Raw genomic sequence first — 14,426 nt, 5'->3', positions numbered from 1 at the left:
TGAGGGCATCAGTCACTCGCCAAAAGTGAGCGAAATGGGTGAGACAGGACACTAAGACTTCGCCGGTCGTCGCACCGGCGCAGACCCTGCAAGGACGCAGGATCAACAGCAAACCCGCACTCGGCGGGAGCTGACTGGCCGTTTTCATCGACGGCTCTATATGCAGATCTGCACGGCATGCCATAGGCGCCGGAAAAAGTCATTTGCAAAAGTCCGGATATTCCTTAGAATATGCGGCCTTTCGGGCACCCATGCCCGCTGTGCATTTAGATTTGCAGCACCGACTACAGGAACGATGTTCACATGCTAACAATCCGTCTTGCCCTTGGCGGCTCCAAAAAGCGCCCGTTTTACCACCTGACCGTAACCGACTCGCGTAACCCGCGTGACGGCTCCCACAAAGAACAGGTTGGTTTCTTCAACCCTGTTGCCCGTGGTCAGGAAATCCGTCTGTCCGTGAACCAAGAGCGCGTAGCCTACTGGCTGAGCGTTGGTGCACAACCTTCTGAGCGCGTTGCTCAGTTGTTGAAGGAATCTGCCAAGGCTGCGGCCTGAGCAATATGAACGCGACGCCTGCTGTTGCCGATGATTTGATCGTTATTGGCAAAATTTATTCTGTTCATGGCGTTCGCGGCGAAGTGAAGGTTTATTCCTTTACTGATCCGACTGAAAACCTGTTGCAGTACAAAACCTGGACGCTCAAGCGCGAAGGCAATGTGAAACAGGTCGAGCTGGTCAGTGGACGCGGGAGCGACAAGTTCCTGGTCGCAAAGCTCAAGGGTCTTGATGATCGTGAAGAAGCTCGTCTTCTGGCCGGTTATGAGATCTGCGTGCCGCGCAATCTGTTCGCTGAATTGACCGACGGTGAGTACTACTGGTACCAGCTGGAAGGTCTGAAGGTCATCGACACCCTTGGGCAATTGCTCGGGAAAATCGATCATCTTCTGGAAACCGGCGCCAATGATGTAATGGTCGTCAAGCCTTGCGCTGGCAGCCTGGATGATCGCGAACGCCTGTTGCCCTATACGGAGCAATGCGTGTTGGCCATCGACCTGGCAGCGGGCGAGATGAAGGTGGATTGGGACGCGGACTTCTAAACGTGGCTAATTTGCGCGTAGAAGTGATCAGTTTGTTTCCCGAGATGTTTTCCGCCATCGGCGACTACGGCATCACCAGTCGTGCGGTCAAACAGGGGCTCTTGCAGCTGACCTGTTGGAATCCGCGGAACTACACGACGGATCGGCATCACACTGTGGACGATCGCCCGTTTGGCGGTGGTCCGGGCATGGTGATGAAGATCAAGCCCCTGGAGGATGCTCTGGTTCAGGCCAAGGCAGCAGCCGGGGAGGCGGCGAAGGTGATTTACCTGTCCCCCCAAGGCCGTCAACTGACTCAGTCGGCGGTACGCGAGCTGGCACAATCGGATGCATTGATCCTGATTGCCGGCCGCTATGAAGGCATTGACGAGCGCTTTATTGAGGCTCATGTCGATGAAGAGTGGTCGATTGGCGACTATGTACTGTCTGGCGGCGAGCTGCCGGCGATGGTCCTGATCGATGCGGTTACACGGCTGCTGCCTGGAGCTTTAGGGCATGCGGACTCCGCCGAGGAAGATTCCTTTACGGATGGTCTGCTGGATTGCCCGCACTACACCCGACCTGAGGTGTATGCGGATCAGCGTGTACCCGACGTGTTGCTGAGTGGCAACCACGCGCATATCCGGCGTTGGCGTTTACAGCAGTCCCTTGGTAGGACCTTTGAACGACGCGCCGATCTTCTGGAAAGCCGCTCGCTTTCTGGAGAAGAGAAGAAGCTGCTCGAGGAATACATCCGCGAGCGGGACGATAGTTAACAACGTATCGATGGTAGATCGAACGATTTACCTTAGGAGCACAGCATGACCAACAAAATCATCCTTGCACTCGAAGCAGAGCAGATGACCAAAGAAATCCCTACCTTCGCCCCAGGCGACACTATTGTCGTTCAGGTGAAAGTGAAGGAAGGCGATCGTTCCCGTCTGCAAGCGTTCGAAGGCGTTGTAATCGCCAAGCGTAACCGCGGCGTGAACAGTGCGTTCACCGTTCGTAAAATCTCCAACGGTGTTGGCGTAGAACGTACTTTCCAGACCTACTCCCCGCAGATCGACAGCATGGCTGTTAAACGTCGCGGTGACGTACGTAAAGCCAAGCTGTACTACCTGCGCGACCTGTCGGGTAAAGCAGCTCGCATCAAGGAAAAACTGGCTTAAGCCCAGCTTCCGATGCAGAAAAAAGCAGCCTACGGGCTGCTTTTTTGTTGCCCGAAATTCCTCCCATTCCCCTGTAGGAGCTGCCGAAGGCTGCGATCTTTTGATCTTGCTTTCGATCCGCGATCCACTGTTTACGAGCTGTTCGACATGACCCCCCGCGACCAGGAAATCCAACGCCGCACCGAACTCTCGGTGACCCGCGTAACCAAAGCCGTCTTCCCGCCCACCACCAACCACCACAACACCCTGTTCGGCGGTACCGCGCTGGCATGGATGGACGAAGTCTCGTTCATCACCGCCACGCGTTTCTGCCGACTGCCACTGGTGACCGTTTCCACCGACCGCATCGACTTCAATCACGCGATCCCGGCCGGTTCCATCGTCGAGTTGGTCGGGAAGGTGATCAAGGTCGGCAATACCAGCCTCAAGGTCGAGGTGGAAGTGTTTGTCGAGAGCATGAGCTGTGATGGTCGCGAGAAGGCCATTCATGGGCAGTTCAGCTTTGTCGCCATTGATGATGACAAGCGGCCGGTACCGGTGCTGCCGGGTTTTGCTGTCTAAGCCGAATGCTAGTCGAGCCCTTCGCGAGCAAGCTCGCTCCCACAGGATGTGTGTCGCTCACAGATTTTGTGTTCAGCGCGAACCCTGTGGGAGCGAGCTTGCTCGCGAAGGCATAAAGTCATGCGCCGCTGCTCTCAGGCTGAATCAACGCCAACAACGTCCATCCCGCCCCAGGTTTCAACGCCGTCTCCGGCGTCACCACATGCACCCAGCCACTGTCATCGCGCATGAACAGCAAGGTCGCACGATTACCATGCAGCGCCCGGTAATCCTCCCAGCCAAAGCCATCCGTCAATGTCGTGCTGTACAGTTCGGCTCCCTGGCCCATCTGGCTGGCCAGTTTCGCGTAGGTATACGCCTCGCTGCCCAACTGATTGCCGCGATGCTCAAGGCTGGCGCGGTGTTTGTCGCTGCGTCGGCTCTCATGACCACTGGCCAGACCAAACAAGCGCTGATGACCAAAATCATGACGAAAGCGCATCGCGGCCAAGGTATTCAGCTCACCTGACGGCGACAGCGCGAGCAAATGCCCAAGTCCGACCAGATCCAGATGCGCATCGGCATGTTGCGAAGCCGGGTTGCCGAAGTAGGTCGGCAAACCCTCCATGCGTGCCGCACGAATGTTTTCCCAGCTTGAATCGGTCAGCAGCACGCGACTACCCAGTTGCTGCAGCGACTTGCCCAGCGCCCGCGCCGGGCCGTTGGCACCGACGATCAGGAAGCCACTCGGCGCTGGCTCCGCAACTTTGAGCAGTCGTGCCAGTGGCCGCGCAGTCGCACTTTGCAGGACCACAGTGCCGATGATCACCGCAAACGTCAGCGGTACCAGCAGCAATGCGCCCTCGTGTCCCGCTTCATGCAGACGAATCGCGAAAATCGCCGACACCGCCGCCGCGACGATCCCGCGTGGCGCGATCCAGCAGAGCAACGCGCGCTCACGCCAACTCAGGCTGGAACCGGCCGTGCTGAGCAGAACGTTCAGCGGTCGAGCGATCAGTTGAATTACCAGCAGCAGAATCAGCACCAACGGCCCCAGACCGATCAAGGCGTACAAGTCCAGTCGCGCCGCCAGCAAGATGAACAACCCGGAAATCAGCAGCACGCTGAGGTTTTCCTTGAAGTGCAGAATGTGCCGTACATCCACGCCCTTCATGTTCGCCAGCCACATGCCCATCAGTGTTACCGCCAGCAGGCCGGACTCGTGCATCACTTCGTTGGACGTGATGAAAATCCCCAGCACCGCCGCCAGCGAGGCGAGGTTATGCAGATACTCCGGCAGCCATTGCCGGCGAATTACCGTGCCGAGCAGCCAGCCACCGACAATGCCGAACACTGCGCCGCAGAGAATCACGCCGCCAAAGGTCAACAGGCTCTGCTTGAGGCCATGGCCCTCGGCACTGGCGATGATGAAGCTGTAGACCACCACGGCGAGCAGGGCGCCGATCGGGTCGATGACAATGCCTTCCCAGCGCAGAATGTTGGCGATCGAGGCTTTCGGCCGCACTACTCGCAGCATTGGCACGATCACCGTGGGGCCGGTGACCAGCGTCAGGCTGCCGAAGAGAATCGCCAGCATCCAGTCGAAATCCAATAGAAAGTGAGTCGCCACCGCGATGACAACCCAAGTGGAAATAGCGCCAAGGGTCACCAGTCGATGGACGACGCTACCGATCTCCTTCCATTCAGACAGATGCAGCGTCAAACTGCCCTCGAACAGAATCAGCGCTACAGCAAGCGACACCAGCGGCATCAGCAGCGGGCCAAACATTTCCTGCGGATCGAGCCAGCCGAGCACCGGACCGACCAGAATGCCGGTCAACAACAGAAACAGAATCGCTGGCAGCTTCAGGCGCCAGGCCAGCCATTGGCAACCCAGCGCCGCCGCGCCAATCCCGCCAAATGCCAATAGGATTTGCTGCTCGTTCATTGATGCTCCCTGTTCCTTGAAATAGCGGGCTATGAAAGACTAGCGCCCATTCCTACAGTTCACTCTACATTTGCGCGCAGTCTTTGAAGCTGTGTGTCTTGAGCGCCCATGCCTGCCATCGACCATCCATTGATTGACCAATTCCTCGACGCTTTATGGCTGGAGAAGGGCCTGTCCGATAATACCCGTGGTGCCTATCGCAGTGATCTGGCGCTGTTTAATGGCTGGTTGCAGGAGAAAAACCTGGAACTGATCAATGCCGGTCGCGAGTTGATTCTTGATCACTTGGCCTGGCGTCTGGAGCAGAACTACAAACCGCGCTCCACGGCGAGATTTCTCTCCGGCGTGCGTGGCTTTTATCGCTATCTGCTGCGGGAAAAGCTGATCAGCGTCGACCCGACCTTGCGCGTCGACATGCCGCAACTTGGTAGGCCATTGCCCAAATCTCTGTCGGAAGCCGATGTCGAGGCGCTGCTCAAGGCACCCGATTTGAGCGAAGCCATCGGCCAGCGTGACCGCGCCATGCTCGAAGTGTTGTACGCGTGCGGTTTGCGGGTGACTGAGCTGGTCAGTCTGACGCTGGAGCAGGTCAATTTGCGCCAGGGCGTATTACGAGTGATGGGCAAGGGTAGCAAGGAACGATTGGTGCCGATGGGCGAGGAGGCGATTGTCTGGATCGAGCGCTATATGCGTGATGGCCGTGGCGAACTGCTCGGCGGTCGGCCCAGTGATGTGCTGTTCCCCAGCCAGCGCGGCGAGCAGATGACTCGCCAGACGTTCTGGCACCGGATCAAGCATCAGGCCAAGGTAGCGGGCATCGGCAAGTCGCTGTCGCCGCACACCTTACGCCATGCGTTTGCCACACACCTGCTCAACCATGGCGCGGATTTGCGCGTGGTGCAGATGCTGCTCGGCCACAGCGACCTTTCCACCACGCAAATCTACACCCACGTCGCGCGCGCGCGCCTGCAAGACCTGCACGCCAAACACCACCCGCGCGGCTGAACACAAATCTCCCTCCATGAGGTGGGTGTGCTGTGTGGCGACAGGCGCATTCGGCCACCGTGGCCTTATGTGTTAGGCTTTGCCGGTTTGCACGATGGACGGTTATGACCCGGTGTTCCGACACGGGCGTTCTGATCGTTTCATTTGTCCGCCTTCAGGAGTTCTCATGCGTCTGACCCAGATTTTCGCCGCCGCAGCCATTGCGTTGGTCAGCACCTTTGCCGTCGCCGATGACGCGGCCGACAAAGCCATTCGTCAAAGCCTGGAAAAACTCGAACTCGAGGTTCCGGTAGAAAGCATCAGCGCCAGCCCGCTGCCGGGCATGTACGAAGTCAAGCTCAAGGGCAGCCGCGTGCTCTACGCCAGCGCCGATGGCCAGTACATCGTGCAGGGCTACCTGTTCGAGCTCAAGGACGGCAAACCGGTCAACCTGACCGAGAAGACCGAACGCCTGGGCATCTCCAAACTGATCAATGCCATCCCGGTGGCCGAAACCGTGGTTTACCCGGCCGTGGGCGAAACCAAATCGCACATTACCGTGTTCACCGACACCACCTGCCCGTACTGCCACAAGCTGCACGCCGAAGTGCCTGAGCTGAACAAGCGCGGCATCGAAGTACGCTATGTCGCGTTCCCGCGTCAGGGTCTGAACTCGCCGGGTGACGAGCAACTGCAAGCCGTGTGGTGCTCGAAAGACAAGAAAGCCGCCATGGACAAAATGGTCGATGGCAAGGAAATCAAGGCCGCCAAGTGCGAGAACCCGGTTGCCAAACAGTTCGCCCTTGGTCAGTCGATCGGCGTGAACGGTACACCGGCCATCGTTTTGGCTGACGGACAAGTGATTCCGGGCTACCAGCCTGCGCCACAAGTCGCCAAACTGGCGCTGGGCGCGAAGTAAATTCGCATCGTCACGGTCAGCCCTGACGATCATGGTCCGGCAGCAGCATCGCCGGGCCATTAATAGAGAGCCGCGAGCACGCGGTTGTTTTCCGGCCGACTCCGCGTCGGCCGTTTTATGGGGAGTTCACAGTGAATCCGGTCAAAGTAGGCATCTGTGGGTTAGGGACCGTCGGTGGCGGTACCTTCAACGTACTTCAGCGCAACGCCGAGGAAATTGCTCGTCGTGCCGGGCGTGGGATCGAAGTGGCACAAATTGCCATGCGCACGCCAAAGCCTCAGTTCCAGACGACCGGTATTGCGATTACCAACGATGTCTTCGAAGTGGCCACGAACCCTGAGATCGACATCGTCATAGAGCTGATGGGCGGCTACACCGTTGCCCGCGAGCTGGTACTCAAGGCCATCGAGAATGGCAAGCATGTGGTCACCGCGAACAAGGCTCTGATTGCCGTTCACGGTAATGAAATTTTCGCCAAGGCACGCGAGAAAGGCGTGATCGTGGCGTTCGAAGCGGCCGTGGCCGGTGGCATTCCGGTGATCAAGGCGATCCGTGAAGGCCTGTCCGCCAACCGCATCAACTGGGTCGCCGGGATCATCAACGGCACCGGCAACTTCATCCTCACCGAAATGCGCGAGAAGGGCCGTACCTTCGAAGACGTGCTGGCCGAAGCCCAGGCACTGGGTTACGCCGAAGCCGATCCGACCTTCGACGTTGAAGGCATCGACGCCGCGCACAAGCTGACGATTCTGGCCTCCATCGCGTTCGGCATTCCGCTGCAATTCGACAAGGCTTACACCGAAGGCATCACCAAACTGACCACCGCTGACGTCAACTACGCCGAAGCGCTGGGCTACCGCATCAAGCACCTCGGCGTGGCGCGCAGCACTGCCGCTGGCATCGAGTTGCGCGTGCACCCGACGCTGATCCCGGCCGATCGCCTGATCGCCAACGTCAACGGCGTGATGAACGCGGTGATGGTCAACGGTGACGCCGCCGGTTCGACGCTGTTCTACGGCGCGGGCGCTGGCATGGAGCCCACCGCTTCGTCGGTGATCGCTGATTTGGTCGATGTGGTTCGCGCCATGACTTCCGATCCGGAAAACCGTGTACCGCATCTGGCCTTCCAGCCGGACTCGCTGTCGGCCCATCCGATCCTGCCGATCGAAGCCTGCGAAAGCGCGTATTACCTGCGTATTCAGGCCAAGGACCATCCGGGCGTACTCGCTCAGGTGGCGAGCATCCTCTCGGAGCGCGGCATCAACATCGAGTCGATCATGCAGAAGGAAGTCGAGGAACACGACGGTCTGGTGCCGATGATCCTGCTGACCCACCGTGTGGTCGAGCAGCGCATCAACGATGCCATCGCCGCCCTCGAAGCGCTGGCCGGCGTGAATGGTCCGGTTGTGCGGATCCGCGTCGAGCACCTGAACTAAACAGAAGCAGCTGCAAGCTTCGAGCTGCAAGCGGCAAGAGAAAAGCGGTCTGGCTTTTACTTGCAGCTTGTAGCTCGTAACTTGAAGCTCAAACCGAAGGTTTGAAATCATGCGTTATATCAGTACCCGCGGCCAGGCACCGGCCCTGAATTTCGAAGATGTCCTGCTGGCCGGTCTGGCGACCGACGGCGGTCTGTACGTTCCGGAAAACCTGCCACGTTTCACCCAGGAAGAAATCGCTTCCTGGGCCGGCCTGCCCTATCACGAGCTGGCCTTCCGGGTGATGCGCCCGTTCGTCACCGGCAGCATCCCGGACGCCGATTTCAAAAAGATTCTTGAAGAAACCTACGGCGTGTTCTCGCACAGCGCCGTCGCGCCGCTGCGTCAGCTGAACGGCAACGAATGGGTGCTGGAGCTGTTCCACGGCCCGACCTTGGCGTTCAAGGACTTCGCCCTGCAACTGCTCGGTCGTCTGCTCGACTACGTGCTGGAAAAGCGCGGCGAGCGCGTCGTCATCGTTGGCGCTACTTCCGGTGATACCGGTTCGGCCGCCATCGAAGGCTGCAAGCACTGCGAGAACGTCGATATCTTCATCCTGCACCCACACAATCGTGTGTCCGAAGTGCAGCGCCGGCAGATGACCACGATTTTCGGCGAGAACATCCATAACATCGCCATCGAAGGCAACTTCGATGACTGCCAGGAAATGGTCAAGGCGAGCTTCGCCGATCAGAGCTTCCTCAAAGGTACGCGTCTGGTGGCGGTGAACTCGATCAACTGGGCGCGGATCATGGCCCAGATCGTTTACTACTTCCACGCAGCCCTGCAGTTGGGCGGCCCGGCGCGTTCGGTATCGTTCTCGGTGCCGACCGGCAACTTCGGCGACATCTTCGCCGGTTACCTGGCACGCAACATGGGTCTGCCGATCAACCAACTGATCGTCGCCACCAACCGCAACGACATCCTGCACCGCTTCATGAGCGGCAATCAGTACGTCAAGGACACCCTGCACGCCACGCTGTCGCCGTCGATGGACATCATGGTCTCGTCGAACTTCGAACGCCTGCTGTTCGACCTGCACGGTCGCAACGGCGCGGCGATTGCCGGTTTGATGGATTCGTTCAAGCAGGGCGGTGGTTTCAGCGTCGAGCAGGAGCGCTGGACTGAAGCACGCAAACTGTTCGACTCGCTGGCCGTGGACGATGCACAGACCTGCGAAACCATTGCTGAAGTCTACGAGCAGACCGGCGAAGTGCTGGATCCGCACACCGCGATCGGCGTCAAGGCTGCACGCGAATGCCGGCGCAGCCTGGACATCCCGATGGTCATCCTCGGCACTGCGCACCCGGTGAAATTCCCGGATGCAGTAGAGAAAGCTGGTGTAGGAAAAGCGCTCGAACTACCTGCACATCTTTCTGATTTGTTTGAGCGAAACGAGCGTTGCACCGTTTTGCCAAATGAGCTGAAAGCCGTGCAAGCCTTTGTCAGCCAGCATGGCAACCGCGGCAAGCCGCTTTAAGCTTGCAAAAGCTGTCACATTTTGAAGCCCGTCTCCTGACGGGCTTTTTTGTTTCTGCTGCCACACTGCTCGGGTTTTCACCCACGAAGGACGGGTGAGTCGATCACGAAGGAAGTGGCAATGCTGTTTTATAGAGGTTTGAAACCGGCACTGGGTGTGGTGTTTTTGTTCGGATTACTGGGGTTGATGCGCTGCAGCGTGGCGGCTCAATTGGCGCTGCACGACGACGGCGTGGCGTCCAGAGTCCAGCCCATCGAACTGGCTGCGCATGAGCGCCAATGGATTCGTGACAACCCCAAAGTGACGGTGACGTCGGTGCAGTACCCGTTGTATCTGTTTCAGGATGAACACGGGCAGTGGAGCGGTTTGAACAACGATGTGCTCAAGCACGTGACGGCGATGACCGGACTGCAGTTTGTGCATCAGGAGTCGTTTTCCACCGATCACATGCTTGAACGTCTGGAGAGCGGAGCGGCCGATATCAGTACGACCCTGGCCATGAGCGAGGAGCGCAAAGCCTTTCTGGATTACAGCCACGCTTTCGGCGGCGCAGGCTGGGTGTTTGTCGGTCATGCTGACGCACCGCGGCTCGAATCTTTCGAGCAATTGAGCAAACGGGTTTTGGTGTTGCCGGCCCGCCATGCGCTGGAAGACATGATCCGGCGTGATTTTCCTTCAATCGAGATTCGCTCGGTCAAGACCTACGCCGAGGCAAGGGCGCTGGTCGAGAGCGGTGATGCCTACGCCACCATCGAAAACGAAATCGGCGCGCAACTTTACCCCTTGGGCATGCTCAAGGTAGGCGGTCTGGTCGAGGGCAAATGGGAAGCCGATAACCTCGCCGTGCGCAAAGGCATGCCGGTGCTGCTGAGTATTCTCAACAAGGCGCTTGAGGCGTTTCCTGCGGCGGAATTGCGCGCCATCCGCCTGAAATGGCTGGAAGGTATTGCACCGGCGCCCGTGCCGTCGGTCTGGCAGCAGCTGCTCGAGTGGGGCTGCTGGGGCATGGGCGGACTTGGCGTATTCGGCCTGCTGTCTCTGGTGTGGAATCGGCGTCTGGCGGCAGTGATCAAGCTGCGGCGCGAGGCGGAACAGGATCTGGGCGATCAACTGGCGTTTCAGCATGCACTGATCGATTCCATGCCCGATCCGGTGTTTGTCCGCGATCTGCAAGGGCGACTGATCATGTGCAACCGCAGTTATGAGGACGCACTGTCGATTCGACTTGATCAAGTGCTGGGGCGGTTGTTGATCGAGGTCAACGCGTTGCCCGAAGCGACGGCGCTGATGTTGCACGATGAGTTCATGGTGCAGTTGCGCACGCGCAAGTCGCGTTTCAGCAAACGGCGATTGCAGTTCAAGAGCGGCACCCGTGAGGTCTATCAATGGACGGTGCCGTTCTACAGTGCCGACGGTAAATTGCGTGGGCTATTGGGTGGCTGGACGGACATCACCCAGCGCCGCACTGAGAGTGGGTGTCGATGTCCGCAGTGAAGATGGGAAATGTCCTATACGACGCGGCTACTTTTCCGATGGGAGGCTTAGGACGGCTGCCCTAGAGTGACAACCACTGCGGTGAGAGTCCGCGATTGTCGCTTCAGAGGTCGCTTATGCGCTCGCTTAAAGTCCTGATACTTGAACCCAATCCGTTCCAGCTGATGGCATTGCATCAAATGCTCAATGCCATCGGCATCTATGACGTACTGACGGCGCCGTCGCTGGCGTCAGCTCTGTCTTCATTGGGCCATCGCGGTGTGGTCGATATCGCCATTTGCGATCCGCAGCTCAAGGGTGGCGATGGTCTGGCGCTGATCCATCATCTGGCGGTTCAGCATGAGGCACACGCGCTGATCCTGCTGGGAACGGTCGCACCGAGCTTGCTGAACGATCTCCAGCCTTTGCTTGGCGAACATCACGTGCGCCTGCTGGGGCGTCTGCAAACCCCGGTGTCGGCGGTGTTGATGCGCGGTTTGCTCGACAGTTACCTGATCGCCGCTTCGCCACCGCGCGGGGTCTGACGCGATGGTTATTTTTTTGTCATCTTCGCCGTGCATGCTCTGACAGACCGGTGACACTCCAGGAACGGGGCAATCGGTATGCAGAACTTTCTTCTCGGGCCGGTGGTCATTTATTGTGAACACGCCCCAGGCACACAGTTTTCGGACTATTGAGTGGAGATCGAGATGGAAAGTATCAGTCTATTGCTCGGTGAGGCTCTGAGCCCGTATCAGGTTTCGTTGTCTCCAAGCGGTTCCCATGGCGAATGCCTGGTGACCTTGAAGAACAGCAGCGGCGCCATTGTGGTGGAACGCGAATTCAATCAGACGCAACTGACCGACAAGCGCCAGTTGACCGATGTCGTTGACGGCTTGCACCGCGATGTTCTGATCGCTGAAGGAAGGCTGGAGCCCTGTGTGATCGCGGCATTGCGCAACGCAGCCCTGGACAAACGTCCGGCGCTGTAAACATGAAATATTTTTTGTGGGAACCTTCCTGCATCCCTGTCAGTCAGACCCCATAACAGCAGGATCAAGCATTGTGCTCCGGTGCTTGTCGCTTGCTGCTACGGGTCCTTTGTAGACCACGTTTAACCCCGAGTCGTCTCCCCACTTCTCGGGGTTTCTTTTGTCCGGCGTTTGCTTATTGCGCTGCCTGATGTTCGAAAAACCTGCGGGCCTCCTGCAGATAATCCTCACGTCTTTCAGGGTCCAGCCATGCGGCGTAGAGCTGATTCAGCTGTTCATGCGGCAGGGTGCGCAGCAGATGGTTGATCTCGGTAATGGCCTGACGACCCTGCGTGGTGTCGGAACAGGCGACGTAACCTGACAGATACTTCCCGTTGCCCTGAATCGGATAGAACTCCAGCTCATCTTCATTGATCTGCGCCTGTTTCGCCTGATAGCGAATCTCTGGCCAATAGCCCAACACCACCTGCAACCGCCCGAGGCGCTGCATCGACAGCAGATTGGTCAGCGCATCGTTGCCGTAATGCGCAGTCAGCGCGCCACTGGGCGCTTGATGCAAAAGGGTGTCGATGTACTCGCCATAGCTGCGCTCCGCCACCACACCGACTTTGCGCTCCGTAGCGGCCAGCAGCGCGGACAGATCGACCTCACCGTCGATCAGATACGGTTCGAGTACCGAGCGATCTTGCTGGCGAACGACCAGACCATTGCTCACGGCACGGATCGCCGGAATCGAATACGCGACCCACTGCGCGCGCTCCTTGTTCCACAGCAGCGCGGGGTCACAGGCAAATGGATTTTCGTGGAGCATTTGCAGACCGCGGGCGCGATTGACCCGCATCAGCGTGTGTTCATATTGCGGCATGCCGGCGATCAGCAACGGCATCAGTTGGTCGATCACGCCCTGACCTTTTTTCGGGCCTTCGAAAATGGTCAGTGGCGGCAAGTCGCGCAGCAGCCAGATCAGCGTCGGTTTTGCCTGTACGCCAGTCGACACAGCGAGCAAAAACAACAGGCCGAACAGTCGCCACGTCCACCAAGGGTGGGCGCGGTTGGCGTGCGATGGCGGTGGACGCTTCAGCTTAAATGGCTCCGTCTTCGCGCAGCTTGGCGATCTGTCTCTCGTCGTAGCCAAGGTCGTGAAGTACCTGCGTATTGTGTTCACCCAGTTGCGGTCCGACCCATTCTGAACTGCCCGGTGTCTCAGAGAGTTTCGGCACGATGCCCGGCATCTTGAAGTCTTTGCCGTCCGGCAGCTTGGCATGCAGGAACATTTCGCGGGCCAGGTACTGCGGGTCGTTGAACATGTCCTCGGCGCTGAAGATCCGGCTGGCCGGTACTTCGGCCTGATTGAGCAGGTCGAGTACGCTTTGCAATGGCAGCGAATTGACCCAGCGATCAATCACGCCATACAGCTCGTCGCGGCGATTATCGCGCCCGTCGTTGCTGGCCAGTGTCGGATCGTTGGCCAGGTCTTCGCGGCCGATGATCAGCATGAAGCGTTTGAAGATCGCGTCACCGTTGGCGCCGATCTGCACATGTTTGCCGTCAGCGCTGGTGTGAATCGAAGAGGGTGTAATGCCTGGCATGATGTTGCCGCTGCGCTCGCGGATAAAACCGAACACGTCGAATTCCGGCACCATGCTTTCCATCATTGCGAAAATCGCTTCATACAGCGCCACATCGACTACCTGGCCGAGGCCACCGTTGACCTCGCGATGACGCAGTGCCATCAGCGCACCGATCACGCCCCACAGTGCGGCAATCGAATCGCCGATGGAGATGCCGGTGCGCACCGGCGGCCGGTCCTCGAAACCGGTGATGTAGCGCAAACCGCCCATGGACTCGCCGACCGCGCCGAAGCCCGGCTGATCCTTCATCGGCCCGGTCTGGCCGAAACCGGACAGGCGCACCATCACCAGTTTCGGGTTCAAGGCGTGCAGGGTTTGCCAGCTCAGGCCAAGCTTTTCCAAAACGCCGGGGCGGAAGTTCTCGATGAGGATGTCGGCTTCGCTGAGCAGTTTTTTCAGGATCGCCAAACCGTCAGGGTGTTTGAGGTTCAGCGTCAGCGACTTCTTGTTGCGTGCCTGAACGAACCACCACAAGGACGTGCCTTCGTACAGCTTTCGCCATTTACGCAACGGATCACCGCCGTCCGGTGACTCGATCTTAATCACCTCGGCGCCGAACTCGCCACAGATACGCGAAGCAAATGGCCCGGCTATCAACGTACCCAATTCAATGACTTTCAGACCCGAGAGCGGTTTGCTGGTGAACGGCATGCGAAATCCTGTAGGACAAGGCTGAGCGGATACAGCGTTTTAACATAGCCGGCTGTCAGACGCCGCAGGTTGATCGCCATCAATT

At 58.5% G+C, this 14,426-nt stretch carries 15 protein-coding genes; 12 read left to right on the top strand and 3 right to left on the bottom strand.

From position 1 onward, the window contains the following. Window positions 1-303 precede the first annotated feature (303 nt). The 5 genes from rpsP (at window position 304) to ACWR1S_RS22860 (ending at window position 2,809) form a co-directional block, all read left to right on the top strand. Window positions 304-555, top strand: coding sequence for a 30S ribosomal protein S16 (rpsP, locus tag ACWR1S_RS22880; protein WP_003185073.1), 252 nt, complete (start codon window positions 304-306; stop codon window positions 553-555). 5 nt (window positions 556-560) lie between these two features. Continuing rightward, window positions 561-1,097, top strand: coding sequence for a ribosome maturation factor RimM (gene rimM / locus ACWR1S_RS22875; RefSeq protein WP_064393256.1), 537 nt, complete (start codon window positions 561-563; stop codon window positions 1,095-1,097). A 2-nt stretch (window positions 1,098-1,099) separates the two neighbouring features. Then, entirely contained in the window at window positions 1,100-1,852 is a 753-nt protein-coding gene (trmD, locus tag ACWR1S_RS22870; RefSeq protein WP_077571260.1) for a tRNA (guanosine(37)-N1)-methyltransferase TrmD, read from the top strand. A gap of 45 nt (window positions 1,853-1,897) precedes the next feature. Then, complete coding sequence (rplS, locus tag ACWR1S_RS22865) at window positions 1,898-2,248, top strand: 50S ribosomal protein L19 (RefSeq protein ID WP_003175895.1); 351 nt, start codon at window positions 1,898-1,900, stop codon at window positions 2,246-2,248. A 147-nt stretch (window positions 2,249-2,395) separates the two neighbouring features. After that, entirely contained in the window at window positions 2,396-2,809 is a 414-nt protein-coding gene (locus ACWR1S_RS22860; RefSeq protein ID WP_454565094.1) for an acyl-CoA thioesterase, read from the top strand. Window positions 2,810-2,927: 118 nt separating this feature from the next. Here ACWR1S_RS22860 and ACWR1S_RS22855 read toward each other — a convergent pair whose 3' ends face one another. Then, a complete protein-coding gene (locus tag ACWR1S_RS22855; protein WP_454565093.1) occupies window positions 2,928-4,736 on the bottom strand; it encodes a cation:proton antiporter in 1,809 nt (602 codons plus the stop codon). Between the two features lie 108 nt (window positions 4,737-4,844). Here ACWR1S_RS22855 and xerD point away from each other — a divergent pair, with 108 nt between their 5' ends. The 7 genes from xerD (at window position 4,845) to ACWR1S_RS22820 (ending at window position 12,059) form a co-directional block, all read left to right on the top strand. Beyond that, a complete protein-coding gene (gene xerD, locus ACWR1S_RS22850) occupies window positions 4,845-5,741 on the top strand; it encodes a site-specific tyrosine recombinase XerD (RefSeq protein ID WP_123594924.1) in 897 nt (298 codons plus the stop codon). 166 nt (window positions 5,742-5,907) lie between these two features. Next, window positions 5,908-6,639 (top strand): bifunctional protein-disulfide isomerase/oxidoreductase DsbC, encoded by a 732-nt coding sequence (dsbC, locus tag ACWR1S_RS22845; protein WP_454565092.1) that lies wholly within the window; start codon window positions 5,908-5,910, stop codon window positions 6,637-6,639. 131 nt (window positions 6,640-6,770) lie between these two features. Then, on the top strand, window positions 6,771-8,075 hold the full coding sequence (locus ACWR1S_RS22840; RefSeq protein WP_007908972.1) for a homoserine dehydrogenase: 1,305 nt from the start codon (window positions 6,771-6,773) through the stop codon (window positions 8,073-8,075). Window positions 8,076-8,184: 109 nt separating this feature from the next. After that, window positions 8,185-9,594, top strand: a complete 1,410-nt coding sequence (thrC, locus tag ACWR1S_RS22835; RefSeq protein WP_454565091.1) for a threonine synthase — start codon at window positions 8,185-8,187, stop codon at window positions 9,592-9,594. 120 nt (window positions 9,595-9,714) lie between these two features. After that, window positions 9,715-11,088 (top strand): transporter substrate-binding domain-containing protein, encoded by a 1,374-nt coding sequence (locus tag ACWR1S_RS22830; protein ID WP_454565090.1) that lies wholly within the window; start codon window positions 9,715-9,717, stop codon window positions 11,086-11,088. A 116-nt stretch (window positions 11,089-11,204) separates the two neighbouring features. After that, entirely contained in the window at window positions 11,205-11,612 is a 408-nt protein-coding gene (locus ACWR1S_RS22825; protein ID WP_454565089.1) for a response regulator, read from the top strand. Between the two features lie 165 nt (window positions 11,613-11,777). Beyond that, window positions 11,778-12,059 carry a DUF3509 domain-containing protein gene (locus ACWR1S_RS22820; RefSeq protein ID WP_454565088.1) on the top strand — a complete coding sequence of 94 codons (282 nt, stop codon included), beginning with the start codon at window positions 11,778-11,780 and terminating at the stop codon, window positions 12,057-12,059. A 175-nt stretch (window positions 12,060-12,234) separates the two neighbouring features. Here the strand turns inward: ACWR1S_RS22820 and ACWR1S_RS22815 are convergent, their stop codons facing one another. Further along, window positions 12,235-13,194 carry a TIGR02285 family protein gene (locus tag ACWR1S_RS22815; RefSeq protein WP_454565087.1) on the bottom strand — a complete coding sequence of 320 codons (960 nt, stop codon included), beginning with the start codon at window positions 13,192-13,194 and terminating at the stop codon, window positions 12,235-12,237. After that, window positions 13,142-14,341, bottom strand: coding sequence for a CaiB/BaiF CoA transferase family protein (locus ACWR1S_RS22810; RefSeq protein ID WP_454565086.1), 1,200 nt, complete (start codon window positions 14,339-14,341; stop codon window positions 13,142-13,144). Before ACWR1S_RS22810 ends, ACWR1S_RS22815 begins: the two co-directional genes overlap by 53 nt. Window positions 14,342-14,426 lie beyond the last annotated feature (85 nt).

The sequence above is a fragment of the Pseudomonas sp. AIG genome (genome assembly GCF_977020205.1).
The sequence above is the reverse complement of the archived record's forward strand: the minus strand, read 5'-3'. Positions and strand labels throughout refer to the sequence as shown.